Source organism: Brucella sp. NBRC 12953 (genome assembly GCF_040369775.1).
GTDB lineage: Bacteria > Pseudomonadota > Alphaproteobacteria > Rhizobiales > Rhizobiaceae > Brucella > Brucella pseudogrignonensis.
This window is the reverse complement of the sequence record NZ_BAABSV010000011.1, coordinates 24,280-50,073: the sequence shown is the minus strand read 5'-3', so window position 1 is coordinate 50,073 and position 25,794 is coordinate 24,280. Positions and strand designations below refer to the sequence as shown.

The window sequence follows — 25,794 nt, the reverse complement described above, 5'->3', positions numbered from 1 at the left end:
TGTCAGCGATACATCTATATTGATTTTTTATGATAGGGACCAACTTTGACGCTTGTCAATCATTGAATCTGGATTAAAGCTTTTTCTCATGAACACATTTCGAGACCTGCGCGGCATATCCACTTTCGACCCGGATGAGGCAGACGCTTTCGCGGATGATCCGCTATTCTTGCGTTCAGTCGCGCGAACGGTAGCGGTGATGTCGGCATTTCAAACTGCACGACATCCCCTGTCACTCAGCCAGGTAGCCAGTGCTGCTGGCATTGATCGAAGTGCCGCACAAAGAATCGTCCATACGCTGCTCAAGCTGAATATGCTGGCGCGAGACCCGGACGATCGCGGTTATCTGCCGGGCTTGCGCACTCTCGATATGACCCACGATCTTTTGCGACTCAACCCCATGTTGCAGCGTGCAAATCCTGTTATGTTGGAACTACGGCGACGTGTCAGTGAGCGTGTTGATCTATCGCTTTTCGATGATGTGCGCGTGATCTACGCACTGCGTATGCCCTCCAAACATGAGGTGTTCAGCGCGACGATTGTTGGGAATGCTGTGCCGACTTACTGCACCGCAGGTGGCGTGGCGATACTTTCGCGCCTGTCGGACGAAATTATTGCCGATATCGTCAGCCGCTCTGATCTTACTCCATTTACGCAGCACACCGTTCGCGATTTGGAAGGTGTGATGGAATACGTACGCGCCACACGTGAACGCGGACACTCACTGTTGTGTAAACAATTGCTCAATCATGAAGTAGTCATCGGTGCCCCAATCATGGATTGGAGAGGCACGCCCGTTGGTGCAATCCATGTGGCGGGAAGCCTTCAAGAATGGACTGCTGAAGGCTTTAGCGATAGTTTTGGGCCACTGATCCAAAATGCGGCGCAGACAATTTCGGAGAAATCGTCTCCCTCCGGTAAGTGACGCATCGACGCTGATTGAAAGCTTTACCGAACAAAAATGCCGGGCTTTTAGCCCGGCATTTTCATCTATTAGTCTTCCTTGATCAGGCTGTCTTTGCTGGTATCGCGCATCCGAAGATAAACGATCAGCGAAATACCGATCATGACAGTGACGTACCAGTAAAAGCCGCGTTCCCAGCCGCCATTCTTGAAACTCAGCGCAACATACTCAGCCGTTCCGCCAAACAATGTGTTGGCGAGAGCATAAGGCAGCGCCACGCCAAGTGCGCGGATATGAGCCGGGAAGAGTTCAGCTTTCACCACCGCATTGATCGAGGTGTAACCCGTAACAATGATCAAAGCGCCCATGACCAGCAAACCAGCGATGATCGGATCACGCGTCTGCTCAAGCGTCGAGAAGATCGGATAAGTGAACAACACACCGGCTGCACCAAAAGCAACCATCAGCGGCTTACGGCCAATCTTGTCGGAAAGGGCACCCGCGATCGGTTGCAGACACATGAAGATGAAAAGCGTGATTGCGTTGATCTGGCTGGCGACTTCACGACTAAAACCGGACGTGTTGACGAGAAACTTCTGCATGTAGATCGAGTACGCATAGAAAGCGAGCGTGCCACCGGCGGTCAGAAGCATGACCAGCGCGGTTTCCTTCGGGTGATGCTTGATAAGCGTCCAGAAGCCCGACTTTGGTGCATCCTTGGTTTTTGCGTTCTTGAAGCTTTCGGTTTCAGCAAGGCCGCGACGCAGCCAGAAAACGACAACTGCAAGCAATGCGCCAATGAAGAACGGAATACGCCAGCCCCAGGATTCGAGCGCCGACGTTTCCATTGTGCTCTGAAGCACGATCAACAACAGAATTGCCAGAAGCTGACCGGAAATAAGCGTCACATACTGAAAAGACGAGAAGAAACCACGACGGCTCTTGCCAGCCATTTCGGACAGATAAGTGGCGCTCGCACCATATTCACCACCAACCGACAGGCCCTGCATCAAACGTGCAAGTACCAGAAGAGCAGGAGCGACAAGACCGATGGTTTCGTAACCGGGGGTCACTGCAATAATGAGCGAACCCGCGCACATCAGCGTAACGGATAGAGCCAGACCCGCTTTACGACCCTTGCGATCGGCATAAATACCCATGATCCACGCACCAATCGGGCGCATGATGAAGCCAACGGCAAAAACCGCGGCAGCACTCAGAAGCTGCGCAGTCTGACTTTCCGACGGAAAGAAGTGCGGCGCAAAATAAAGCGTAAAAGCTGCATAAACATACCAGTCGAACCATTCGACAAGATTACCGGTCGATCCACCTATGATGGATTTAAGACGGCTATTGGTGCTTTGCGCATCACTCCGTTCGGATGTTATTGAGACCATGCGGTTGCTCCTTCAAATCTCTCGATCTTTGAGGTTCACCCGTTGTATGAGCGCGAAGCAGCGCTTGTTCCGGGTGTTTTGACTGCTTTCAAGATGGTCCGCTGCGCATCTTTCAGATGCTTTGAAACCGAACCCTCCCCGAAGCGATTGCTAATGGTTGGTTTCTAGATCCGTGCCCCTCGACCGGTTCGGTCTTCGCTCGTTTGCGCATAGAAAAATACGCACGCCTGAATTTCAGAAAACTGAGCGTCAAAAAGATCATATTCTTTCGGTTGCACGGATTAGCTCCTCCCTACGAAACTCCCATTTTCGAAGTGGCGCTAAAATGCGGGACAAGATTTGCGACCGCTATAGCCGTGGATTAAAAAGTTTAGTTTGTTGAATTAACTCAATTAATCTCAATTTTGACACAATCGTAGAAGGGCTTTTGTGCAAAATTCTGCGTGACTTTTCCAACATTAGTGCATAATCCTGCACAAATGAGGATATCGTGGAACGCGACCAGAATCCTTCTCGTTGCTTTGGCAGTGCTTTTGGCAACGATATTCTGGACAGCCGCAAAACTTTGGACAGAGACGGATGCGCTTGATCGGTTGAGCGAGGACGCGACCCTTGTTGCGCGACAGCAGACGAGACTGATTGACAGCGAGCTGGCCAAGTTTCGCCTGCTACCGGTGGTGCTTAAAGAATATAGCGATTTGCACGATGTTCTGGATGGCGGCTCGCGGGACGCAACAGCGCGATTGAACGAAAAGCTCGAATTCCTTGCAGAACAGATCGGCTCTCCGATCATCTATGTGATCAAGCGCGACGGCATGGTGATAGCCTCCTCCAATGCAAACACGCCTGAGAGTTTCGTTGGTCGTAATTACGGCTATCGACCGTATTTTCAGGGCGCGATGTCGGCGAGTGCCGCCGAATATTATGCCATTGGTGATCTTAGCGGACGTTTCGGTCTGTTTCTTTCCAGACGGATCGGCGATGAGGCTAATCCAGTGGGTGTTGTGGTCGTTAAGTTTGAATTTCACCGGCTGGTGCGAACCTGGTCGAACGATCCCGGCCAGACATTCGTTATCGATCCGCGCGGCATTATTCTCGCCTCGACCGATAAGGCAGAGGATTTGCGGTCATTCCAGCCCATTTCAGCCGAAGAACGTACGAAAATCAGCCAGAGCGGACAATTCAGCGTCGCAGATCTTCAGCCAAGCCACTACGCATTCGAACCTGAAAACATGATGCGTGGTCCATCTGGCTCCAAGTTCCTCGCCGTTGATGAGCCAATAGCCGGGACCGAACTTAAACTCATGCATATCGAAGCAGTCGCACCTTCCATGCGGGCTGCCCATGATCTGGCCCGCCTCATCACCGTTGCAGTGCTTCTGATTGCCATGACGTTTGTTGGCGCGATCTACTGGCGCATCACCCGTGCGGCACGTCTGGCTGCAGATCGAGCGGCACTGGAAACAGCTGTTAGCGAACGCACAGCAGAACTGAGCGCGGAAATGGTGCGGCGCGAACGCGCGGATAAACGCTTTCGCGAAGCGCGAGAAGAACTTGCGCAAGCCAACAGGCTCGCGTCGCTGGGCTCGATTACCGCCGGGCTCGTCCACGAGATCAACCAGCCAGTGGCTACCATTCAGACACTGGCGGAAAACGCACAACATCATCTTGGCAAAGGCAAACTCGAGAAAGTCGCAGCCAATCTTTCAACAACCGTGGAGCTAACGGCTCGCATCGGTTTTATCACACAGGAAATGCGGCGCTTTGCACGGCGCGGACATCGCGAGCTTGCCCCTACCCGGCTGGATGAATTGCTGGAAGGCACGCTTCTTATCATGGGTGATCGTTTCCGGAGTGCAGGCGTGACGCTCGAAACGCCGAACGGGTGCGATTTTCAGGTCTTTGCAAATCGCGTTCGTCTCGAACAGGTGCTGGTCAATCTGTTTCAGAACGCTCTTGATGCGGTAGCAAACCAACCAAAACCGCGCATCGCCCTATTCATCTCAGAAGAAGACCAGCACGTAACACTGACTGTCGCCGATAACGGTCCTGGCATCGATCCCGCATTGGGCGATGAAGTGTTCAGCCCTTTTGTGACCGGCAAGCCTGAAGGACTGGGTCTCGGTCTGGGCATTGCACGCGATATTATGACAGAACTTGAAGGCACCCTGCGTATTGTGCCTTCACCTTTGGGAGGTGCCGCCTTCGCAGCCACTGTGAAGCGAGCAAAACAAGCATGACAGGCATAGAACCACTCCGCGTAATGTTGGTCGATGACGACATGGCCTTTCGCACAGCATTGGCGGATTCCTTTGAAATAGCCGGGCTCGACATCGAAACCTATGGGGACGGACAATCCGCCCTCGCCAATCTGAGCGCTGACTTTCCGGGCATAGTCGTTACCGATATTCGGATGCCGAAAATCGACGGCCATGCAGTGATGGAAGCGTTGCTGGCGCGCGATCCTGAACTGCCGGTCATTCTGATGACCGGGCACGGAGACATCGGCATGGCCGTGGCGGCTCTCAAAAAAGGTGCATTTGATTTTATCGCCAAGCCTTTTGCTGCCGATCACATGATCTCAAGCGTCCGGCGTGCGTTGGAAATGCGGCGGCTGGTGCTGGAAAACCGGAGACTGCGCAAGGCTGCAGCAGAAGCCGAGCAGGACTTCCCGCTCTTTGGCGAAACCCCGGTCATGGTAAGGCTGCGTGAAACAATTCGACAGCTTGCGAGTGTCGACGTTGATGTCTTGATTGAGGGCGAGACGGGAACCGGCAAAGAACTCGTGGCGCGGCTGCTTCACCGCTGGAGTTCACGTCATGCACGCGGCTTCGTTGCAATTGACTGCGCGGCATTGCCCGATGCCATTGCGGATGATGTGCTGTTCGGCAATCGCATTCAGCGCGGGAGGATCGCCGATGCTGATCGCGGCACGCTTTTTCTCGATGAAATCGACAGCATGTCCTCTTCTTTACAGGGCAAGCTTCTGCGTGTTGTTGAAGAGCGCGAATTGCCCAGCACAATGGGTGAGCCGAGAGCAGTGAACCTGCGGATCATTGCTGCTGCGAAGGGCGATCTGGAAGATGCGGTAAAAGCTGGCCGCTTCCGGTCGGACCTCCTGTATCGGCTGGAAACAGTCAGGCTGCGTGTTCCCCCTTTGCGAGAACGTCGCAAGGACATCGGACTGCTTTTCTCCTATTTCCTTGATGAAGCTGCTGCCCAATTTGGCCAGCCGCGCCCAACAATAGATGCAGCAGTTGAAACACGTCTGAACTCGGATGACTGGCCGGGCAATGTGCGTGAATTGCGCAATTTTGCCAAACAGGTTGTTCTTGGGCTTGGGAGCAGTCCGGCAAAAGAGGCAAACCAGTTGCCGCTTGCCGAACAAATGGATCAGTTTGAGGCGAAAGTCTTGCGTGAAACACTGGAGCGTTTGAACGGCGATGTCGGTGAGGCTGCAAACATTCTGAAACTCCCGCGGCGCAGCCTTTATGCGCGCTTGCAAAAGCTCGGTATCGATGCATCATCTTTCAGAAAGAAAGACGCGCTTTAGGCACTCTCACGCTTTACGACATCATAACCAATATCAAGCACGGGTTCGTATGCCTTAATTCCTGATACACGGTCGAGGATCATCTCCATGCTCTTCGCACCCATCTCATAGGCATTTGGCTGTATGGTCGAAAGACCAGGCGTTATCTCGGATGCGATTTCATAATCACCCCAGCCGGTCACCGCTAACCGTTCAGGCACATGCCAACCCAAGCGGGTGCATTCAAAAATTACGCCAGCAGCAACAATGTCGGTGGGGCAGATGACTCCATCGACCTCAGGATCAATAAGACGCAATGCGTCGAGCGCCTTCGGACCCGCTCCAAACCCATCTGCCTCATCTATAAAACAGACACGATGATGTTCGAGCCCCGCTTCTGCCATCGTCGCTTGGAATGCTGGCAAACGGTCGCTATATCGCCGGGCCGAGATGCCGCCATAACCGACAAACCCGATACGTTGACAACCCCGTTCAATAAGTAACAGCGCCATGGCACGCGTGGCATCGGTCATTGAATAGCCGACGGCCATATCAAGCACGTTGTCTGTGACCCAACCTTCTACAACCGGCGTTTCCGTCTTGCGGATGAGGTCTATAGCCTCTTCGGAATGCTGATTACCAACCAACGAAATTCCCGCAACACGCAAACCGATAAAGGTCTGAATAGCGGCCGTCTCGTCCTGTCTGGTTTCGGCAAGTTTCAAGATCAGCTCATAGCCGCTTTCACCGGCGCGATCCTGCATTCCGCGCACATATTTATAAAAGCTTGAATTCTTCATCGAGGGAATAACAGCACCGATAACCCGGCTTTGTCCCGAGGACAAAATACCCGCAGAGTGATTAGGCACATAGCCAAGTTCAGCGGCGATTTGAAACACGCGAATCCGCGTTTCTTCCAGCACCCGCTCAGGGTAGCGAAAGGCGTTTGATACGGTCATGGGCGACACGCCAGCGGCTTTCGCTACCGACTGCATCGTTATAACGTTTTTGCTGCGGACTAAGTTATTCATGGCTTATCGCACAAATTATTCTCACGAGACACTCCTCTCAAGGTTTTTTGTACTCATAAAAAGCTATATCGCAAAAAACCTATCCTTGACGAAAACAGCCTAAAGACCGATTGTAGCGCTACAATATATTGTAAGTTTTGGAAATGCACATGGTCTTTAGCGTTAATAAAGGGGCAGATTGCGAGATGCCCTCATGAATTCTTTTCCAGGCGATACAGCCAGTACGCTAGTGCTGCGCACTCTGACGAAACGTTACAGCTCAAGCCTTGCTGTCGACAATCTTGATCTGACCATCGAAGCAGGCAAGCTTGTCTCGCTACTTGGGCCTTCGGGGTGTGGTAAGACGACCACCTTGCGCATGGTTGCAGGCTTTGAGCGCCCTGATGCCGGAATAATTCAAATCGGTGCAACCAACGTAACCGCCCTTCCCCCACACCAACGCCAACTCGGCATGGTCTTTCAAAATTACAGCCTGTTTCCACATCGCACGGTGGCCGAGAACATTGGCTTTGGCCTGAAGATGCAAGGTCTTGGCCGCGGTGCTCGTGATGAGCGTGTCAAATCCATGCTCGATCTTATTCAATTGTCCGGTCGCGGAGACACCTACCCCGCTAAGCTTTCCGGTGGTCAACAACAGCGCGTTGCCCTTGCCCGCTCGCTTGTGGTCAACCCAAAGATTCTGTTGCTGGATGAGCCCCTGAGCGCACTCGACAAATCATTACGTGAAAGCATGCAGTTCGAAATTCGGGCCATGCAGGCGCGTCTTGGCATTACGACTTTGCTTGTCACGCACGATCAGGAGGAAGCACTTTCCATGGCCGATCAGGTGGCTGTGATGAAAAGCGGACGCATCCTCCAGCTCGGCACGCCGGGCGATATTTACGACAGACCGCAAAGCCGTTTTGTTGCCGAATTTCTCGGCGCCTCAAACATTTTTGAAGGCACGACATCTGGCGATGGCACAGCACTTCACATACCTGGCCCCCAGAGCTCAATAGCTATCCCGCTCGCAACCCGGCGGCCTGCAGAGAAACCACTGACGCTATCCATTCGTCCAGAACGCATCGTGCCCGTCGCGAAGGGCCAAGGAATACTGGACGGGCGTGTCGTTGGCGCTGTTTTCCGTGGCAATTACGCCGCATATCAGATCGAAATTCCCGCGCTGGGTCGTGAGGTTTTCATCTATCGGCAGGCCGAAAGCAGCCTCGGTGAGCTTGCCTATCACCTTAATCAAGAAATTACGCTCGGTTGGAAATCAGAAGATGCCGTCGTCGTAACACCGGAATAAACTGAAAGCTTGGCATATGCAGAAGAATGGCGCGCGTATTGGCATCGATGTAGGTGGAACATTTACAGATTTTGTTCTGTTCGATCCAGACCAAAAAAGCCTGATCCACTATAAAGAACCGTCGACACCTGACGAGCCATCGCGTGCATTGATCGTCGGGCTGCAGGCGCTTTTGAAAAAAGCCGATCGCAAGGCGGATCAAATCGATACGCTGATGCATGGCACAACGATTGGCCTCAACGCGATCATTCAGCGTCGAGGCGCAAAAATCGCCTTGATCGTCAGCGAAGGCTATCGCGATATTCTTGAAATCGCGCGCAGCCGCATGCCCTCCTCCTTCGATTTTCATGCCAGCAAGGAAGAGCCCCTCGTCCCGCGCCATCGCATCATCGAAATTGGTGCCAGGCTTTCCGCGCATGGTGCAACCTCACAGTTTCCGGACGATGCAGCGCTGGAAGAAGTTGCGGAAAAACTGAAAGCGCTTGATGTTGAGGCCGCAGCTCTTGTGCTTATCAACGGCTATACCAACCCCGCTATCGAGCAAGAGCTTGCAGCGAAGATTTCTGCCAAATCAAATGGCCTTTCAGTTACTTCCGCCGCTGTCATTTGGCCTGAAATTCGTGAATATGAGCGCACTCTTGTTGCCTGCCTCAACGCCTATATCCAACCACTGATGGGACGCTATTTCGACGGACTGAAAGCCGGGCTTGCCCGCGATGGGGTGACGGCCCCCATCCTTGTTACTGCATCCAATGGCGGTTCACTCAGCCTCTCATCTGCGCAAGAGCGTCCGGTTGAAACCATTCTTTCCGGACCTGCCTCCGGCGTCATGGCAGCAGCCCGCCTTGCCGAAATATCCGGCGCGCGATCGATCATTACATTCGACATGGGTGGGACCTCCTCAGATATAGCGGTAGCCCAAGATGGCGCGGCACAATTGGCGACCAAGACCGACATTGGTGGCTTGCCGCTGGTTCTGCCGGTCGTGGATGTTTCCGCAATTGGCGCAGGCGGCGGTTCAATCATCTGGGTTGACGATCATGGTGTTTTGAAAGTCGGACCTCGCAGCGCAGGTGCCTCACCAGGTCCTGTTTCATATGGACGTGGAGGCGTGGAGCCTGCCGTCACCGACTGCTACCTCGCACTGGGTTATATTAACCCGATGGGCTTCCTCGGTGGGCGTATGCAACTTGACAATCGGGCCGCCAAAGACGCGCTGACGATCATCGGTAATCGTATTGGTTTTGATGATGATAATGCAGCTGCAAAAGCCGCAGAAGGCGCGCTTGCTGTAACGACAGCTGGCATGGCCACTGAACTATATAAGACACTCGCATCGCGTGGTCTTGATCCGGCGACCTTTGCCCTCGTGCCTTTCGGTGGCGCAGGCCCAACCCACGCCAATCTTCTGGCTGAAGAAGTTGGGATCGCCCATATTATCATTCCACCTGCAGCAGGCACGTTCTGTGCGCTGGGCGCAGCTGCGGCGGACCTACGCCGCGACTTCGTTCGCAGCCTGCGTCGTCCACTCGACAAAGCAAGTGCTGCCTTGCTGAACGAAACATTCAAGCTGCTTCAATCGGAAGGCATTGAATGGTTGGATCAGGAAGGAGAACAGAGCACAGGGCGCCTGTTCGAAAAAGCCGCCGACATGCGCTATGTCGGCCAGGCCTACGAGCTCCGCGTCACCCTCAACGAGGTCACAACTGATCCCAATTCACTTGCAGAGGCGTTCCATCGCGAACACAAACGCATTTATGGTTTTCGTGACACACAGGCCGAGGTCGAGCTTGGTACAGCCCGTCTCGCGGTGATCGGCGTCACCCCCAATATTGCATCACCTGACTTTGCTGCGGGCTCCGGTGTTCCTGCAACCAAAGGCATGCGCCCGCTATTTCATAAGGGCGCGTGGCTTGATGCGGCAGTGCTCAATCGGAGCTCTTTTGGGAATGGTGATCTAATCACTGGCCCCGCAATCATTGAACAGGATGATACCACCACAGTTGTCCTGCCCAACTGGACTGCGCGTTGCGACAAATCCGGAAATTTGCATCTTGAAAGGCTGACCAAATGAAACTCGATCCGGTCACACTTGCCATTCTAGGTAACAAGCTTGCAGCCATCAGCGAAGAGATGTGTCTTACGCTACAACGTACAGGACGCACGCTCTACGTCAAAGAAACAGCCGATTTTGCTTGCGCGCTGGCAGGACTCGATGGGCGTTTCTTCGCCTATCCTCGCTCTATTGGCGTTTCAGGATTTGTCGGGCTTGAATGCGGTCCGACTATCGAAGCAGTCGGTAAACTCGAGCCCGGCGATGTTATTCTGACCAACGACCCGTATCGCTCTGAGGGTCTTGCGACACATTTGCCGGACCTGCATATGATCGAACCCTATTTCCATGATGGCCGCATTGTCGCTTACGGATGGTGCTTCGTACATTGCTCGGATGTCGGCGGACGCGTGCCTTCAAGTATCTCACCGGTCAATACAGAAATCTTTCAGGAAGGCCTGCGCATTCCACCCGTCAAGCTGATGAAGCGAGGGGAAATGTCGCCGGAAGTGAAGCTGTTTCTCGATGCAAACAGCCGCACACCGGAAGCCAATATGGGTGACATTCGCGCCATGCTCGCAGCTCTTGCTGCCGGTCGCCGTCGCTTCGAGCAGGCAATCGCGCAGCACGGTGTCGACGCGGTTTCCACCGCAAGTATCGATCTTGTTTCCTATGCCGCTGAAAAGGCCCGCTCGGTACTGAGTAAAGTCCCAACCGGAACCTATAAGTTCTCGGATTATCTTGATGACGATGCAGCTGGAAAACTGCCCGTCCGCATAGCCTTGAAGGTGACGTTCGACGACGGCAGAGTACATCTCGATTTCACTGGCACCGACCCACAAGTGGCGACAGCGATGAACATTCCATCGCGCGGACGGCCGCACGCATGGCTTACGCTTCGTGTCCTTGCATTGGTCAATACACTTGATTCAACAGTCCCACTCAATGTTGGTTTGCTTGGTTCGGTTCGCATCACCGCGCCCGAAGGAACTTTGGTCAATCCGCAGGAACCTGCTGCTACGGGCGTTCGTCATGCAGCAGCCATTCGCGTCAATGATGTACTCAATGGTGCTTTCGGTCAGGCTCTGCCAGCGATCATGCCTGCAGCTTCATCCGGAACCGTTATTCCGGTGGTGATGGCTGAACCCGATGGCAAGGGTGGCCGCCGCGTGCAGGTGATTGAACCAATGATCGGTGGCACCGGCGCGCGTTCAGGGCAAGATGGTGTTGATGGTCGCGACAGCGGTATCTCAAACCTCGCAAACAATCCCGTCGAGACGGTTGAAGCAGAACTCGGCATTGAGATTATGCGCTACGCTTTGCGCCCGAATTCAGGTGGCGCAGGTCAATGGCGTGGCGGTTGCGGCATGGAACTGACTTTCCGCGTGCTGACGGATGATAGCAATGTGCTTGGACGTGGCATGGAGCGTCTGCTGTTTCGCCCATGGGGCGCCCACGGCGGCAAAGCGGGATTACCCGGTGAGCTGATCGTTAATCGCGGTAAACCCGATGAGCGCAGACTGGGTAAGATAGACGTCTTGATCGTCAATGCAGGCGACACGGTTACATTTTTGACACCCGGCGCCGGTGGCTGGGGCAATCCATATGACCGTGACCCGGCAGCTGTGATGCGGGATGTTCAAGACGGCTTCGTCTCTGTCGACGCAGCCCTCGCCGACTATGGCGTAGCAATCAAAGACGGAGAACTCGATCCGACAACCACCAGGCAGTGCCGTTCAAACCCATCCAAAGGCAAGTCAACAGATAGCCAAGGACCTGAACGTCGACGGTGGGATGAAGTCTTTGAACCAGCGTTTATGGACCAACTTAACCAAGCATTGGTTGCATTACCTGCAACTGTACGGCAGCGGCGTCGCAAAGACATCTTCGATGTCGTGCTAAGTAAATTGCCGGATGAATTTCCCCGTATTGATGCAACAGCAGTCGCCACATCAACAGCACATGCGGCTCTCGCATCGGCTGTAGAAAACCTGCTCGAAAACACCTGACCCCTTTGATCGGAGAACCGAAATGCCTATTTTGACAAGACGCAACTTCCTCGGCTCCGGTGCCCTGCTTGGACTGGGGCTCGCGGCTGGTAATCTGCCCCGCTTTGCTCAAGCACAGAGTGCAAAAGAAATTACCGTCACTGCATTTGGAGGTGTGTGGGAAGAAGCGGTTCGCACCTGCTTCGTCACACCATTTGAAGCCAAGTCAGGAGCCAAAGCGAGCGTTGCGCTCGGCGGCCCACCACAATGGCTGGCACAGATAGAAGCAGCCCCTCAGAAGCCACCACTTGACGTGCTCATCATGACACCGGACCTCGCCTTAATTGCCGCGAAAGCCGGGCTCGTTGATGAATTTACACTCGACAAACTACCGAACCTTGCAAAAATCCCGCAAGAATTAACGGATTCCGTCGAAGGCAAAGGCACACTGTTCGATTATGGTGTAGCCGGCATTACCTACAATAAGGATCGGGTGAAAAACCCACCAAAATCATTTGCCGAATTTGTAGACCGTGTTGCCAGTGGAGAATTCGTCGCCTCAATCCCATCGATTAGCTACGCGGTGACCCCTATCATGCTCATCTGGGCGATGGCGAAAGCGCTCGGCGGCGGCGCTGACAATGTTGACCCCTTTTTCAAGGCTGTTGAGAAGATGAAGGATAACCTCATCTACTGGGCTAGCCCCAACGACTTTTTCAATCATCTGTCCTCGGGTGAAGCTGATATCGGTATCTATTTCGATGGTCGCACCTGGAACCATTATGATGCGGGTGCAACCTGGATCGACTTCATCAACCCTGAAGAAGGCGGTTCGCTCAACGGACTTGCTGTGCAAAAGCCAAAAAATGCCAATCCGCTCGCTTGGGACTACATTAACGAAGTGCTTGATGCAGCCAACCAGACTAAGTTTGCTGATATCATGAACTACGGCGTTACCAATGTGGACGTGGTCTACAGTGAGAAGCTGAGGCCGCGCATTACACCATGGCAGAAAACCGCTTTCCCACCCTATGAACAGATTGCACAGGTTCGCAATGAATGGGTAGATCGCTGGAACAGGGAAATCGGCCAGTAAGACAGTGCCTCGGCGCTTCTTGGAGTGGAAATATGAGCCAGACGGAAACATCAGACACAATTGCAGCAAAGTGGCTGGCCCTGCCGGGTTGGCTACTTGCCCTGCCCGCTTTGGCCTTTCTGCTGGCATTTTTCGTACTTCCACTTTTTGACAACAGCATCCGCAGTTTTGTCGATGCTGAAGGTGGTCTGACGGTCACTCGCTATATCACGCTGCTCAGCGACCCGTTCTACCTGCGCATCATTGGTGAAACGCTTCTGCTTTCCGGTGGCGTGACACTGATATGCGTGGTGATTGGATATCCTGTCGCTTATTTTCTGGTGCGCAAGGCTGGCCGGTGGGCAAGCCTCATCGTTTTTTTGTTAATCGCACCACTTCTGACCTCCATCATTATGCGTACCTTCGGTTGGCAGGTTCTGTTTGCGAGACGCGGCCTCATCAACAATCTGCTAGTCGATCAGCTTGGTATTCTTTCAGTGCCTCTGCGTTTTACGAATTCACCTGAAATTACCATCGCTGCGCTAGTGCATGTTTTGGTTCCATTCATGGTGCTGTCTATCAGCACGGTTCTGCAGGGGATTGATCGTCGCCTTGAAGAATCTGCAAAAATTCTGGGCGCAAGCCGCCTCCGAACATTCTGGGAAGTGACACTACCACTTTCACTCGACGGCATCGGTACCGGAGCAATTCTGGTATTCATGATCGCTAATGGTAGCTTCGTGACACTCGTAATGCTGGGTGGTGGTTTGCAGACCTTACCATTGATGATCTATCAGCAATTCAACACCACGCGCGATTTCGGCATGGCAAGTGCGATGAGCACAATCCTTCTGATAATCGCAGTCGCGTGTCTCTTCCTGCAACTTCGCCTCGTGCGACAGCGGGGGGCGTGAAATGATGAAGCCATTTGACAAAGACTGGGCTGGTATAGCGCTAACCATTTTCGTTGTGGTCTTCTTCATTTTTATGCTGGCACCAATTCTGGTAGTCGTCGTAGTCTCCTTCACCTCAGCCGGTTATGTCGCTTTTCCAATCCCCGGTTGGTCACTAAAATGGTTTGCGAATATTTTCGCTTATCAGCCTTTCGTCGATGCTATGATCGTGAGCCTAAAGATCGGTCTGGGTGCAACCATTCTCTCCAGCCTCATCGGTATTCCAGCTTGCCTGTATCTTGCGCGGTCTCGTGCTGGATGGGCGAACGCAATCATGACCTTTCTGCTATCGCCCCTGTCTATGCCCATGATCGTGATCGGTTTCGCATCACTTTTCTTCATGAGTTGGCTTGGGCTCGGCATTTCTTTCACCGCGCTGCTCATTACCCACACAGTGGTCTGTCTGCCTTACGTTGTGCGAACGGTTGCGGGTGTTTATGGCAACTTGCCGCGTCGCTATGAAGAAGCTGCAGCAATCCTCGGTGCCAATCCCTTACAGGTTTTCTGGCACGTCACGCTGCCACTAATCCGTCCAGGTGTTATGGCTGGATCGTTATTTTCCTTCCTCACATCTTTCGACAATCTGCCGGTCAGCTATTTCTTCGCCAGCGCCAAAACCAACACTTTACCTGTCGTTATGCTGAGCTATCTCGAACATCAATTTGACCCGACAATCGCGGCATTAAGTACGTTGCAACTGCTTATGGCAATCATCACGCTAGTCATTGTCGACCGCATTTATGGCATTCGCAAAATGACGGTGGCAGCATGAGCTTTAATCTCCCCATCGACCACGTTATCATTCTGACAAGTGATCTCGCTCAAGCTGGAAAAGCTTTCGAGAATATCGGGTTCTCCGTAACGCCATTCGCAAAGCATAGTGCTGCCATGGGCACCGCAAATCGCTGTGTTATGCTGGATGGTTCCTATATTGAAATCCTCGCAATAGTGGAGCCAACGGAAGCCAATGCCAGGTGGCGCAGGCTTCTCGATAAGGGATCAGGTTTGGGCGGCGTTGCTCTACGGAGCAAAGACATTGAGAACGACGCTCAAACCTTTGAACAGAATTCGATCGGAATGGAAACAGTTCGGCACTTTTCGCGGCAAACAGATATTGGAGAGTTACGGTTTTCGATAAGTCGCTTCAAAGATAGTGTCACGCCCTCCTATCAATGCTTGCTCTGTCAGCACCACACCCCCGAGCTGCTTTGGGTATCCGACGCTTTAAAACACTCAAATGGAGCGCGACGTCTGCTATCGGTTTCCACACCAAACGCATCCGAACTTGGTGCGTTATCGAGTACCAACTCTTCGGACACAATTGTCTCAACAGGGCAGGATCGCCTGACCCTTACGGGAAACAGTGATGCTCTTTTTGATTTGCGCGCGAGTTGTGGATTGGAAATAGCGATGGTACGCGCATGAAATCCTGGCCATCAGATAAGCCGTCACCACTATGGATGACACTTTCACGCGAGACATTTGAGAGCAATCCACTTGAAGGGGCGGCTCACACCGAGATCGCTATCATCGGCGGCGGAATTGCTGGTCTGGCCGCAACTATCGAGCTTGCGAGACGCGGTCGAAAGGTCACGGTGCTTGAAGCTGCCAAAGTGGGTCATGGTGCTTCTGGTCGCGCCAATGGACAGGTTATCTCAGCGCTAACACGCCACGGTCCAAGCGCGTTACGGAATATTTGGCCGGGAGAACAAGCCGAAAAATTTATCGAGCTCGTAAAAGGTGCGGCCGACAAGCTTTATGCCTTGGCCGATCGGTACAGCATTGATTGCGATTTAAGCCGTGCTGGATGGCTGCAACCAGCGCACAGTCCTGGTCGTTTCAAACGTGTTTCAGCGCTCGCAGCACAATGGGCAGAAGCAGGCGCACCCACTGGAGTTATTTCTCCTGATGAGATGACTGAACGGCTAGGCACTAAAGCCTATGATGGGGGTTGGGAACATCTTGGCGGCGGTCACATCAACCCTTATGCATTTACAGTTGGGCTTGCGCGTGGTGCAGCTTCAGAAGGTGTTGCAATATACGAGCAAAGCCCAGCACTTAATCTGAAGCGAACGCATACAGGCTGGCAGATCAAGACTCCAAACGGCGAAATTCACGCTGAAAAAGTCGTGCTCGCAACCGCAGCACACACTGGTAATCTCTGGCCAGAGCTTCAGCGTTCCATTGTCCCCGTTACCTCTTACCAAGTAGCTACTGAGCCTCTAGGTGACTTGGTTCGTACAATCCTGCCGGGCAATGAAGCATCGTCGGACACCCGCTTTGACCTCCGTTACTTCCGTAAGGATCGTGAGGGACGACTGGTTTCTGGCGGCGCGCTTGCCATTCAGGCCGGTGCAGCATATCGGCTGCCCACGATGGTCGACCATCGTTTGCGCGAACTTTTCCCTTGCCTGCCGCGCAACACAGTGAAAACCTTCTGGGGTGGACGTATCGCCATGACGGTTGATCGTTTACCGCATCTACACAGACGCGAAGACGGTCTTTACAGCTGGATTGGCTGTAACGGTCGCGGACTGGCACTTGCTTGTGCCATGGCGGATGTAATCGCTGATGCTGTATGTGGTGTCGCTGACAATCAACTTGCCCTACGCCCGACACCAATCCCACAAGTTGCATTTCACCCAATTGTTAGCCGAACAGCGCGCTTCATTCTGCCCTATCTGCGATGGCAGGACAGTCGTGAAGTCTGATCGTAACTAAAGGAAAGCCGATGCCCCGTGCTGCCGTTATACAGCTCTTTCACGAAGCCAATGCATTCACACCGGTCAAAGCAAACTATGACGGCTTCCTATCAGCGCAATATTTTCAGGGCGAAGATGTAAGGCGTGAATTCGGCTCGACCAGCAATTGGCTTGGCGGAGTAACTGAAGCGCTTGATGAAGCCGGTTACGAGATTGCTTATGGCGTATGTACAGGGTGCCTGCCCGGCGGAACGCTTGAAGCAGAAAGTTACCACCGGATCGTGGCTGAAATCATTCGGTCGCTGGAACATATTTCCGCCAATGGTCCGATCGATGTTGTAGCACTGTTGCTGCATGGGGCTTTGGTCGTTGAAGGTCTAGCCACACCTGAAACTGATCTTGCACGCAAAGTACGTAAAATCGTCGGGCCTGATGTCCGCATAGCGGTTCCGCTCGATTTTCATGCCAATGTCGAGCCAATGTTGCCACAGGTTGTTGACGTCGTTATCGGCGGCAAGCTCTATCCGCACGCCGACACACATGCGCGCGGAAAAAAATTGATGCAGTTGACACTTGATCCCACCGCCTGGCGCACGCGACGCTTCCGTTTACCAGTAGCGGCCCCCATGAGCGCTCAAACCAGTGACGCAGAGCCCTTCAAAAGCCTCGTTGCGCTTTCTAACGAAATTGAGCTTCGAGACGGGCTGGCCGATGTCGTCGTGATGGGTGGTTTCCCTTATGTGGATTCCGATGATGTTGGAAGCTCGGTTCTCGTCACAGGCAACAACGAAGAAGCTATGAAACAGGCCTATCGCGACATGGCCGAAGTCATATGGCAACAGCGAGAAGCAATCACTCGCCCGGCACCTTCATTTGAAGAAGCAGCAGCAGAGATCTATGCGCGCGCAGTCAAAGGCCGCGTCGTCATTGGCGACGCAGGCGATAACCCTGGGTCGGGTGGGGTAGCTAATGTCGCCAATGTTTTCGCCAGTTTAGCAGCGCAGGATCTACCCTTTGCTGCAGGTTTCATGGTTGATGGCAAGGCGGTTCTGGATGCTCAGCTGATTGGCGAAGGCAATCGCGGCAGGGTTGCCATGGGGCGTTTGCAGAACGGCGAACCATTTATCGTGGATGCATTTGTGGAGCGCGTTATGGAGGTTCGCTACCGCAATGAAGGCGCAAATCTGCATGGTGAACTGCTGGAAGGCGGTTTAGGAGCGGTCCTTCGTATTCGCGATGGCGGCCATATCGTAATCGTTACAGAACGCATTCAGGCATATGATACCCAGGCTTTCCGTAGTATGGGCATCAATCTCGAAAGCAAGGCGATTATTCACGTCAAATCGAGCAACCATTTCCGCACATCCTTTACTCCACTGGCTGAGCAAGGTGTATTTGTGGTCGATAGTGGCGGCTTTGCTTCGACAAATGCCACCAAGTTTCCTTTCACCAAACGGGCGACCCGCATTCTTCCACTCGCCCCACTCGATAAAAACGAATGGGATAGTCAGGTTACAGAAGAATGCGAGATAGCATTTCGAAAGCTATGAAAGGTAGCTTTTGACGACTGCGCCGCCTTGGATGACGAGCTGCAGATGATCGGCAAAACTCTCCAGAACCCCCTTATCAAGCGGATTGGCTGAGAGAATATTGAGGTCGGCGCGGTAATTTTCCTTAACGTGTCCGATTTCATGTTCGAGGCGCACGAGTTCTGCTGCAGTGCTTGTTGCAGCCCGCAACAGATCGAGCGGCGGGACTACGTCAGCACGCAATTCAAACTCGTGCAGCTGTCGAGAATGCATCGGGCCGATGAGATCTGTACCATAAGCCATGGGCACGCCCGCGCGGTAAGCAAGTTCGACTGCATGAAGCCCGGAATCGAGCACCAGCTTGATCTTGTCCATTCGGTCTTTTGGAAAGCCACTCTCCGCACCCACTTCGGCAAGCGCACGAAAGCAGGAAAGCGTCGGTGTCAGATAACTTCCGGCTCCTTTCATAAGTGCGACCGTCTCTTCGTCCAAAAGATTGCCATGCTCAATTGAGCGGACGCCATTGCGCACAGCACGCGCAACAGAACGAGCGGTATAGGTATGCGACACCACGTAGAGATTGGCCATGTTGGCCTCATCGACAATGGCCGCAATCTCTTCTTCTGAAAACTGATCTGATGTGATGCGGTCAGTTGGCGAAGATATGCCTCCATTTGCCATGATTTTGATATGGTGGGCGCCGCGTCTAATTTCATCTCGCGCGGCTCGGCGAACGTCATCAACTCCATCGCAACGTCGACCAAGGCTCACTTGAGCATAGGTTTCATCGGACCGATCTACACCCATGGATCGATGGTCGCCATGACCACCACTCGCGGAAAGCGCCTTGCCACCATAAAGAAGCCTTGGCCCTGAAATCAGTCTTTCTTCAACAGATTGCGCAAGACCAAATTCTGCCCCCCCGACATCCCGTACAGTCGTAAAACCCCGCGAAAGCATTCCATCAAGCACCTTCGCTGCACGCGCAGCCACATACATTGGAGACTGACGAGGCAGTTCACCCAGATTGGCAGTGTAGGCTGTAACATGAACATGGGCATCAATGAGACCCGGAATAACGTAAGAGCCTTTGAGATCAATCCGTTTTGCATCTGAATGCGATGGTTTGGCTTCGCTAAGTTCGCGAATAAAACCGTTTTCCAGTACGAGGTACTGGTCGGCGAGAATGATACCGTTTTCAACGTCAACGACATTGGCATTTTCGAGAATTGTAATCACTGCATTGTGTTCCTGAGGTGAAACTTGGAAACGGTAAAAGCCGGACTACATATGTGCCCGGCTTTTACCGTTTCTTAATCTGACTTATTTCTCCGACCAGCCAACGCGGTTCAGGAAGAGGTTCTCATTTGGTAGCGGGGTAAACTCCACACTCTTGGCTGCACCATAAATCACCGATGCCTGATAGAGCGGAATAATATAGTTTTCTGCAGCCACTATCTCATGCACAGACTTATAGAGTTCAAGGCGTCGCTCAGGATTGATGACGTTTCTTGCTTCATCAAGTGCCTTGTCCAAACGGTCATCTTTAATGGTCGACCAGCTGCTGGACGAGTGCAAGAGCGGATAAAGCGTACCATCAGCATCCTGACAACCACAGCTCCAGCGACCAAACGCGGCCGATGGAATTGTATCGGCGCCTGATTGCATCTGTTGCATCCAGTTGCCCATATCGGTGGTAACGATTTTTACATTCAGACCGACCTCGTTAAGCATCTGCTGAATTGCCTGCACCACACGCTGATCGTATGTTGGTGTCGTGAGTAGTGTGATCTCAGTTTTTGCCGCATCACCCACTTCGGCCACAAGCTCTTTGGCCTTTTCAGGATTGTAGTCCGGTGCTTTGATGCCTTCGACAAAGCCGAATGAAACGGGAGAGGTCAACTCATCGAGTGGTGCGTCATAGCCACCGAGAATACCTTCAACGATGCCCTGTTTATCAATCGCATGAGCGATAGCCAGGCGAATACGCGGATCATTAAGCGGCGCTTTATTGATGTTGAGCGAGAAAAAGGCAATGCGTTCACCACGAACTGGCAGAACGTTCCCTTGACCCGAGGCTTCGAGCTGTGCCGCTAGATCATTATCGAGATTACTGACAAGATCGGTCGTTCCGGCCTGCAAGTTTGCGATACGGGTTGAACCATCCGGCACGGCACGAAATGCAACTTTAGGAAATTCACCCTTCTTGCCCCAATAATCATCATTGCGCGCAAGCAGTACTTCGACACCGCGATTCCAGTTTTCAAGCTTATAAGGACCAGAGCCCACGGGCTTAATGTTAAACTCATCCTTGCTGACTGTCTCAACCACATGCTTTGGCACGATGGAAAGCTTGGTCAACTGTGCAAGCAGTACAGGATAAGGACCCTTTGTGGTGACGACAACGGTCGTACCATCTTTAGCTACAGCGTCATTGATCTGGTTGAACTGACCAATCTGCGGACTTGCGAAGGCCGGATCAATAATGCGCTTGATGCTGAAGGCAACGTCCTCAGCAGTTAGCGGCTTTCCGTCATGAAATTTTACATCATCGCGGATTTTAAACTCTATTTCTGCATCGGATAAATATTTCCACTCCGTTGCGATTTGCGGGGCGATTTCCCCCTTGTCATCACGGGTGAGAAGGTTATCGAAGATATTGCGATAAACATTAAAGCTATCGGTGTTCCACTGCACATGCGGGTCAAGCGAGCTTGGCTCTGCTATGAAATCCACCGCCAACAAATCCTTGGCACCAGCATTTTGCGGCAAAGCCGCCAGAGCTGTCGCGGCAAGCAGCGCGGCGAAGAGTGCGTTTCTAAAGCGCATCAAATTATCTCCCCTAAGGTTTCCCCGATTATCATGACTACGGAAAGCTAATTGCAAATCAAAGAGCCATTTTGACATCTCAGTTTTATTATTTGCAATATTAATATTTGATACTGTCACCTTATAGAAATTGCCGCAACCGGTGTATTTTCTAAATCTGCGCGCAATAGAAAAATGTCATTTCATTTTTTCACTTTAAAGAGAAATGGTTGATTTATAGGAATAGTGAAGGCAACATGACACTGTTTCTTTCGGAGCGCGATATGGAGATAATTTCTTCACTTAAGCGATCAGGAACAGAAAATATGCCCTTTAAAATAGATAAAAGAGATTTCAAAATATAAAACTGAGAGGTCAGTTATAAATGTTGGATAATGATGCCTATACGTCTCCCATATCGCTTGAAGGCAAGGGAGATTTGGCGGAAAAGGCGCTGCGAAGTGCGATTGTGAACTGTGTTCTGGCACCGGGTGAACGGCTGTCGGAATCTGCACTTGCAACCGAATTTGCGCTTGGACGCGGAGCACTTCGCGCAGCGCTCGCACGTCTTAAAGCAAGTGGATTGGTATCGTCCTCAGCGCGCAGCGGTTGGGTCGTCACACCAATTTCTGCAGGTGAAATCCGTGAACTGAGCGCAGCAAGACGGCACTTGGAGCCACTCCTTTTCGCGGCTGTGTTGGATGAGACCTCCATCCAGCGGCTGAATGCGCTCGGTGAAATGCATCTTGCGCTAACGCAACGCAATGAACTTGGCGGCGACATTCTTCCGACAATCCGCCGCTACGAACGTGAAATATTGGAGCTTCTTGCTACCCGTCTCAACATGCCGATCGTTTCCGGCTGGCTGACCGATCTTTGGGATCGTGCGGTACGACTGGTCAATTTCTTTGAAAAGACAGGCCGAGTGAAACTAATCCCCGCCAATCGATCACTGTTAATCAGTGCGATTATCGAAGGGCGAAAGAGTGAAGCTCTGGATCTGTTTGGCGCTGCCAACACGGCACTCGAAACATATCTCCTCGACCGCTTTCTTGAATCAGAAGCAATGGTCGGCGCAAAACCTGCCCGCCGCACCGCGGGCAAAAACAAAATTGAGAAGCAATCTCGTCCAGAACCGCATTTGGACAAACCAGGGGCATTATAAATATGAAAGTAGTCAGCCGTTCGATCCGTTCCGCCATTGCAGGCCTCATTCTGGCCTGTTCACCGCTTGCAATGACCACGGCTTTTGCCAAGGATCAGCTAGTTATTGACCTTGTGAACGAACCGTCATCGCTTGATCCACACAAGCAATGGAACCCGGACAGCTACTACGTTTATCGCAACATTTTCGACAATCTGGTGACACGCAGCGATGCGGGTGAAATCGCTCCGCAGATTGCTACCGAATGGAAATACAATTCCGATACGGAAATTGTCTTCAAGCTACGCAATGATGTGAAATTTCACGATGGCTCTCCGCTGACAGCGAAGGATGTTGCCTTCAGCATCAATCGTATCATCAACCCGGCTTTTGCCAGCCCGCAGCTCGGCCAGTTCAACAAGATCGTATCGGCAGAAGCAACGGGGGAGCATGAGGTAACCGTCAAAACCGACGGTGCTTATCCGGCGCTCCTCGCCCAGCTCGTGAAACTTTCCATCGTTCCGGAAAAAATCGTGGAAGCCAAAGGCGACGATGCTTTCAATGCCGCACCTGTTGGCTCCGGCCCATATAAATTTGTAAATTGGCAACGTGGCGTATCCGTTGCACTGGAACGCAATGACGATTACTGGGGTGACAAGGGCGCATTCAAAACCGCCGAATTCCGCGCGGTCCCCGATGCGGCAACCCGAATTGCCAATCTGCAATCCGGCACTACCGATTTGGCAGTTGGTCTTGATGCCGATCTCGCAGCACAGATCGAAGGCTCCGCAAACGCCAAACCGCTCTCTGTTTTGACCGAACGCGTCGGCTATGTGAAGCTTAATCCAAATCTTCCGCCTTTCGATGATAAACGCGTCCGCGAGGCCGTAGCGCGCGCAATCGATAAGGAAGCAATTACTGAGGGTCTTCTGGGTGGTGTCGATCAACCTGTTGCCCAGATGGTGACGCCATCGCATTTCGGCTATGTCGAAGGCATTGAAGGCTATGCCTACGATCTCGATAAAGCAAAACAACTCATCAAGGATGCAGGTGCGACCGGCAAGGCAGTAAGCTTCGCCACGGCCCCCACTTTCGACCAGCGCATTGTGCAGGCAGTGGCACAGATGGTCGGTGAAACGGGACTTACCGTTAACATCGAAATGACCGATATGGCGACCTATCTGAAAAGCGCGCAGAGTGAACCCAAAAGCCAGCCCGCTATCGCTTTTGGCCGCTGGTCCTGCGCCTGTCAGGATGCAGACGGCGTGCTTTTCCCGTTGCTGCATTCTTCAAGTTCATGGTCGTCGACGAACAATCCTGAGATCAACAAGGCACTGGAAGCCGCACGCGGCACTCTGGACGAAAAGACCCGCCTTGAAAACTACAAGACCGTCAGCACGTTTGTTGCCCAGGAAGTCCCACTCGTGCCGCTTTATCAGGCTGCGATTATTTATGGCGCGGCAAAGCAGCTTCAGTGGAAACCAACCGCAAATGAAAGCCTCTTCCTGAACCGCATGAGCTGGCAGGACTAAAAAGCCAAAGGCCGGCGCAGTCATGCGCCGGCTCTAAATAAAAATAACAAGGGAACTATAGACGCGTGCCAGCCTTTTTTGTGACCCGCATTGTGCAGGCTTTGATCGCCATTCTCGGCGTCATGACGCTCATTTTCTTTCTACAACGTCTCGCAGGCGATCCCGTTCTGCTGCTTGTTCCACAGAATGCGACACAGGCCGATATTGAAGCTATGCGCTCGGCACTTGGCTTTGATCGCCCGCTCGCCATTCAATACCTCGAATATTTGCGCGGTCTGCTGACTTTCGATCTTGGTCGTTCCTACGTGCAAAATGTGTCGGTCTGGACACTTATAGCAAGCCGCCTGCCCTACACTCTCATGCTTGCCGGAGGCGCTCTTCTCGTGGCGATTGGCCTCGGTATTCCGCTTGGCGTTATCATGGCTGTACGTCGGGGACGGGCTGAATCAAAAGCCATTATGGGCTTTGTGTTGGCCGGGCAATCCATGCCGACATTCTGGAGCGCGATCCTGATGATCATGGTCTTCGCGGTCTGGCTTGGATGGTTGCCGCCTTCAGGTGCCCGTGACTGGCCAAGCCTGATTATGCCGTCCATTGCGCTTGGGCTTTTGTCGATGGCAACATTTGCTCGCGTAGCGCGTACAGCAGTTCTCGATGAACTGGAAAAAGATTATGTGCGCACCGCTCATGCCAAGGGCGTTCCAATAACGCGCATCGTTATTCGTCATTTGTTGCGCAACGCTTCCATTCCAGTCGTGACTGTCGCAGCACTCGAAATTGCCAATCTTCTGGCCGGAGCTGTGATTGTCGAAACTGTTTTCGCCTGGCCGGGTCTCGGACAATTGACCGTACAGGCAATCGCCGCGCGGGATTTCATGCTTGTTCAAGGGGTTGTTCTGCTGGGCGCGGTCACCGCAATTGCACTCAATCTTGTTGCCGATGTGCTTTACAGTATCATCGACCCGCGCATTCGGATGGGAGGTAAGGCATGACGTCCCTCACTTCATCATCCGGTACATTTGCCAAATGGTCGAAAAAGCTACCGCTCACGGTTTCCCCTTTTCTCGCGATCTTGGTTCTCTTGCTCCTGATCGCAATTTTTGCGCCCTTGTTTGCTCCCATGGATCCAAACAAGCAGAACCTCCTGGCTCGCCTCAAGGCGCCGGGTTTTGAAAGCCGTGGTATCGTTTATTATCTTGGCTCCGATGAACTGGGCCGCGATGTTTTAAGCCGCCTGATTTATGGCGCGCGTATTTCGCTACTGGTTGCTGTTTCCTCAGTCGTGCTTTCGGGCATTCTGGGAAGTATTCTGGGTATGCTGGCTGCATTTTATCGTGGCTGGACTGAAACCATCATTATGCGGCTGGTGGACATGGTTCTGTCAGTTCCCGCCATTCTTCTGGCAATCATCACCGTGGCCATTCTGGGGCCGAGCCTTGCCAATGTCGTTATCGTACTCGCGCTCACACGCTGGCCGCGTTATGCGCGTGTTGCATATGGACAGACGCTTTCAATTGCAAACATGCCTTATGTCCGCCTGTCTCGTTTCATGGGTGCAGGCTGGTTTCGTCTCTTGTGGCGGCACATTCTGCCCAATATCGCAGGCGCGCTTATTGTCGTTGCTACACTCGAGTTCGGGCTGATGGTGCTGTTTGAAGCCGGACTATCCTTTCTTGGATTAGGCGTGCAGCCACCAACGGCAAGCTGGGGCGCGATGCTTTCAACCGGACGCAACTATGTCGCCTCTGCGTGGTGGATAGCGACATTTCCAGGCCTCGCTTTGTTCCTGCTCGTCCTTTCCATCAACCTCATCGGCGATCATGTCCGCGACCGGCTCGATCCGCGCGGCAGATAGGAG

20 protein-coding genes are annotated in these 25,794 nt (G+C 52.8%); 16 read left to right on the top strand and 4 right to left on the bottom strand.

All coding sequences use genetic code 11. From position 1 onward, the window contains the following. Nucleotides 1–52 precede the first annotated feature (52 nt). Nucleotides 53–925, top strand: coding sequence for an IclR family transcriptional regulator (locus ABWV94_RS20945; RefSeq protein WP_353415237.1), 873 nt, complete (start codon nucleotides 53–55; stop codon nucleotides 923–925). A 68-nt stretch (nucleotides 926–993) separates the two neighbouring features. Here the strand turns inward: ABWV94_RS20945 and ABWV94_RS20940 are convergent, their stop codons facing one another. Beyond that, on the bottom strand, nucleotides 994–2,301 hold the full coding sequence (locus ABWV94_RS20940; protein ID WP_105519900.1) for an MFS transporter: 1,308 nt from the start codon (nucleotides 2,299–2,301) through the stop codon (nucleotides 994–996). Nucleotides 2,302–2,780: 479 nt separating this feature from the next. Here ABWV94_RS20940 and ABWV94_RS20935 point away from each other — a divergent pair, with 479 nt between their 5' ends. Both ABWV94_RS20935 and ABWV94_RS20930 read left to right on the top strand, forming a co-directional pair. Beyond that, complete coding sequence (locus tag ABWV94_RS20935; RefSeq protein ID WP_353415236.1) at nucleotides 2,781–4,541, top strand: sensor histidine kinase; 1,761 nt, start codon at nucleotides 2,781–2,783, stop codon at nucleotides 4,539–4,541. After that, a complete protein-coding gene (locus ABWV94_RS20930) occupies nucleotides 4,538–5,854 on the top strand; it encodes a sigma-54-dependent transcriptional regulator (protein WP_353415235.1) in 1,317 nt (438 codons plus the stop codon). The genes ABWV94_RS20935 and ABWV94_RS20930 overlap by 4 nt, the downstream gene beginning before the upstream one ends. On the opposite strand, the gene ABWV94_RS20925 is transcribed toward ABWV94_RS20930, so the two are convergent. Then, entirely contained in the window at nucleotides 5,851–6,828 is a 978-nt protein-coding gene (locus ABWV94_RS20925) for a LacI family DNA-binding transcriptional regulator (RefSeq protein ID WP_353415281.1), read from the bottom strand. The genes ABWV94_RS20930 and ABWV94_RS20925 overlap by 4 nt on opposite strands. Nucleotides 6,829–7,057: 229 nt before the next feature. On the opposite strand from ABWV94_RS20925, the gene ABWV94_RS20920 reads away from it, so the two are divergent. Genes ABWV94_RS20920 through ABWV94_RS20880 form a run of 9 tightly spaced genes read left to right on the top strand, consistent with a single transcriptional unit; the run spans nucleotide 7,058 to nucleotide 18,473 of the window. After that, complete coding sequence (locus ABWV94_RS20920; protein ID WP_353415234.1) at nucleotides 7,058–8,152, top strand: ABC transporter ATP-binding protein; 1,095 nt, start codon at nucleotides 7,058–7,060, stop codon at nucleotides 8,150–8,152. Nucleotides 8,153–8,168: 16 nt separating this feature from the next. After that, a complete protein-coding gene (locus ABWV94_RS20915; RefSeq protein WP_353415233.1) occupies nucleotides 8,169–10,226 on the top strand; it encodes a hydantoinase/oxoprolinase family protein in 2,058 nt (685 codons plus the stop codon). Next, complete coding sequence (locus ABWV94_RS20910) at nucleotides 10,223–12,214, top strand: hydantoinase B/oxoprolinase family protein (RefSeq protein WP_353415232.1); 1,992 nt, start codon at nucleotides 10,223–10,225, stop codon at nucleotides 12,212–12,214. The genes ABWV94_RS20915 and ABWV94_RS20910 overlap by 4 nt, the downstream gene beginning before the upstream one ends. 22 nt (nucleotides 12,215–12,236) lie before the next feature. Continuing rightward, nucleotides 12,237–13,289, top strand: coding sequence for an extracellular solute-binding protein (locus ABWV94_RS20905; RefSeq protein WP_113497434.1), 1,053 nt, complete (start codon nucleotides 12,237–12,239; stop codon nucleotides 13,287–13,289). Between the two features lie 32 nt (nucleotides 13,290–13,321). Beyond that, nucleotides 13,322–14,182 (top strand): ABC transporter permease, encoded by an 861-nt coding sequence (locus tag ABWV94_RS20900; protein WP_113497432.1) that lies wholly within the window; start codon nucleotides 13,322–13,324, stop codon nucleotides 14,180–14,182. 1 nt (nucleotide 14,183) lies between these two features. Beyond that, nucleotides 14,184–14,993: an ABC transporter permease gene (locus ABWV94_RS20895; protein ID WP_113497430.1), complete on the top strand. Its 810-nt coding sequence runs from the start codon at nucleotides 14,184–14,186 to the stop codon at nucleotides 14,991–14,993. Beyond that, nucleotides 14,990–15,646, top strand: coding sequence for a VOC family protein (locus ABWV94_RS20890; RefSeq protein WP_353415231.1), 657 nt, complete (start codon nucleotides 14,990–14,992; stop codon nucleotides 15,644–15,646). Before ABWV94_RS20895 ends, ABWV94_RS20890 begins: the two co-directional genes overlap by 4 nt. After that, complete coding sequence (locus ABWV94_RS20885) at nucleotides 15,643–16,932, top strand: NAD(P)/FAD-dependent oxidoreductase (protein ID WP_353415230.1); 1,290 nt, start codon at nucleotides 15,643–15,645, stop codon at nucleotides 16,930–16,932. The genes ABWV94_RS20890 and ABWV94_RS20885 overlap by 4 nt, the downstream gene beginning before the upstream one ends. Before the next feature lie 20 nt (nucleotides 16,933–16,952). Further along, complete coding sequence (locus tag ABWV94_RS20880; RefSeq protein WP_353415229.1) at nucleotides 16,953–18,473, top strand: M81 family metallopeptidase; 1,521 nt, start codon at nucleotides 16,953–16,955, stop codon at nucleotides 18,471–18,473. Here ABWV94_RS20880 and ABWV94_RS20875 read toward each other — a convergent pair. Together ABWV94_RS20875 and ABWV94_RS20870 are read right to left on the bottom strand one after the other, a co-directional pair. Further along, a complete protein-coding gene (locus tag ABWV94_RS20875; protein ID WP_353415228.1) occupies nucleotides 18,468–19,691 on the bottom strand; it encodes a metal-dependent hydrolase family protein in 1,224 nt (407 codons plus the stop codon). The genes ABWV94_RS20880 and ABWV94_RS20875 overlap by 6 nt on opposite strands. 84 nt (nucleotides 19,692–19,775) lie before the next feature. Next, the gene (locus tag ABWV94_RS20870) at nucleotides 19,776–21,281 is read right to left on the bottom strand and encodes an ABC transporter substrate-binding protein (RefSeq protein WP_353415227.1); all 1,506 of its coding nucleotides are present in this window, start codon (nucleotides 21,279–21,281) and stop codon (nucleotides 19,776–19,778) included. Nucleotides 21,282–21,645: 364 nt separating this feature from the next. Here ABWV94_RS20870 and ABWV94_RS20865 point away from each other — a divergent pair, with 364 nt between their 5' ends. The 4 genes from ABWV94_RS20865 (at nucleotide 21,646) to ABWV94_RS20850 (ending at nucleotide 25,791) form a co-directional block, all read left to right on the top strand. Then, nucleotides 21,646–22,425 (top strand): GntR family transcriptional regulator, encoded by a 780-nt coding sequence (locus tag ABWV94_RS20865; RefSeq protein WP_353415226.1) that lies wholly within the window; start codon nucleotides 21,646–21,648, stop codon nucleotides 22,423–22,425. Between the two features lie 2 nt (nucleotides 22,426–22,427). Beyond that, nucleotides 22,428–23,936 carry an ABC transporter substrate-binding protein gene (locus ABWV94_RS20860; RefSeq protein WP_353415225.1) on the top strand — a complete coding sequence of 503 codons (1,509 nt, stop codon included), beginning with the start codon at nucleotides 22,428–22,430 and terminating at the stop codon, nucleotides 23,934–23,936. A 65-nt stretch (nucleotides 23,937–24,001) separates the two neighbouring features. Further along, nucleotides 24,002–24,928 carry an ABC transporter permease gene (locus ABWV94_RS20855; protein ID WP_353415224.1) on the top strand — a complete coding sequence of 309 codons (927 nt, stop codon included), beginning with the start codon at nucleotides 24,002–24,004 and terminating at the stop codon, nucleotides 24,926–24,928. After that, entirely contained in the window at nucleotides 24,925–25,791 is an 867-nt protein-coding gene (locus tag ABWV94_RS20850; protein WP_007880156.1) for an ABC transporter permease, read from the top strand. The genes ABWV94_RS20855 and ABWV94_RS20850 overlap by 4 nt, the downstream gene beginning before the upstream one ends. Nucleotides 25,792–25,794 lie beyond the last annotated feature (3 nt).

Excerpts from the sequence above, each read along its gene's own strand:
- ABWV94_RS20935 (WP_353415236.1), top strand. The coding sequence starts at position 2,781 with ATGAGGATATCGTGGAACGCGACCAGAATCCTTCTCGTTGCTTTGGCA.
- ABWV94_RS20880 (WP_353415229.1), top strand. The coding sequence starts at position 16,953 with ATGCCCCGTGCTGCCGTTATACAGCTCTTTCACGAAGCCAATGCATTC.
- ABWV94_RS20870 (WP_353415227.1), bottom strand. The coding sequence starts at position 21,281 with ATGCGCTTTAGAAACGCACTCTTCGCCGCGCTGCTTGCCGCGACAGCT.
- ABWV94_RS20910 (WP_353415232.1), top strand. The coding sequence starts at position 10,223 with ATGAAACTCGATCCGGTCACACTTGCCATTCTAGGTAACAAGCTTGCA.
- ABWV94_RS20895 (WP_113497430.1), top strand. The coding sequence starts at position 14,184 with ATGATGAAGCCATTTGACAAAGACTGGGCTGGTATAGCGCTAACCATT.
- ABWV94_RS20890 (WP_353415231.1), top strand. The coding sequence starts at position 14,990 with ATGAGCTTTAATCTCCCCATCGACCACGTTATCATTCTGACAAGTGAT.
- ABWV94_RS20920 (WP_353415234.1), top strand. The coding sequence starts at position 7,058 with ATGAATTCTTTTCCAGGCGATACAGCCAGTACGCTAGTGCTGCGCACT.
- ABWV94_RS20850 (WP_007880156.1), top strand. The coding sequence starts at position 24,925 with ATGACGTCCCTCACTTCATCATCCGGTACATTTGCCAAATGGTCGAAA.
- ABWV94_RS20925 (WP_353415281.1), bottom strand. The coding sequence starts at position 6,828 with ATGCAGTCGGTAGCGAAAGCCGCTGGCGTGTCGCCCATGACCGTATCA.
- ABWV94_RS20930 (WP_353415235.1), top strand. The coding sequence starts at position 4,538 with ATGACAGGCATAGAACCACTCCGCGTAATGTTGGTCGATGACGACATG.
- ABWV94_RS20865 (WP_353415226.1), top strand. The coding sequence starts at position 21,646 with ATGTTGGATAATGATGCCTATACGTCTCCCATATCGCTTGAAGGCAAG.
- ABWV94_RS20860 (WP_353415225.1), top strand. The coding sequence starts at position 22,428 with ATGAAAGTAGTCAGCCGTTCGATCCGTTCCGCCATTGCAGGCCTCATT.
- ABWV94_RS20905 (WP_113497434.1), top strand. The coding sequence starts at position 12,237 with ATGCCTATTTTGACAAGACGCAACTTCCTCGGCTCCGGTGCCCTGCTT.
- ABWV94_RS20940 (WP_105519900.1), bottom strand. The coding sequence starts at position 2,301 with ATGGTCTCAATAACATCCGAACGGAGTGATGCGCAAAGCACCAATAGC.
- ABWV94_RS20885 (WP_353415230.1), top strand. The coding sequence starts at position 15,643 with ATGAAATCCTGGCCATCAGATAAGCCGTCACCACTATGGATGACACTT.
- ABWV94_RS20900 (WP_113497432.1), top strand. The coding sequence starts at position 13,322 with ATGAGCCAGACGGAAACATCAGACACAATTGCAGCAAAGTGGCTGGCC.
- ABWV94_RS20915 (WP_353415233.1), top strand. The coding sequence starts at position 8,169 with ATGCAGAAGAATGGCGCGCGTATTGGCATCGATGTAGGTGGAACATTT.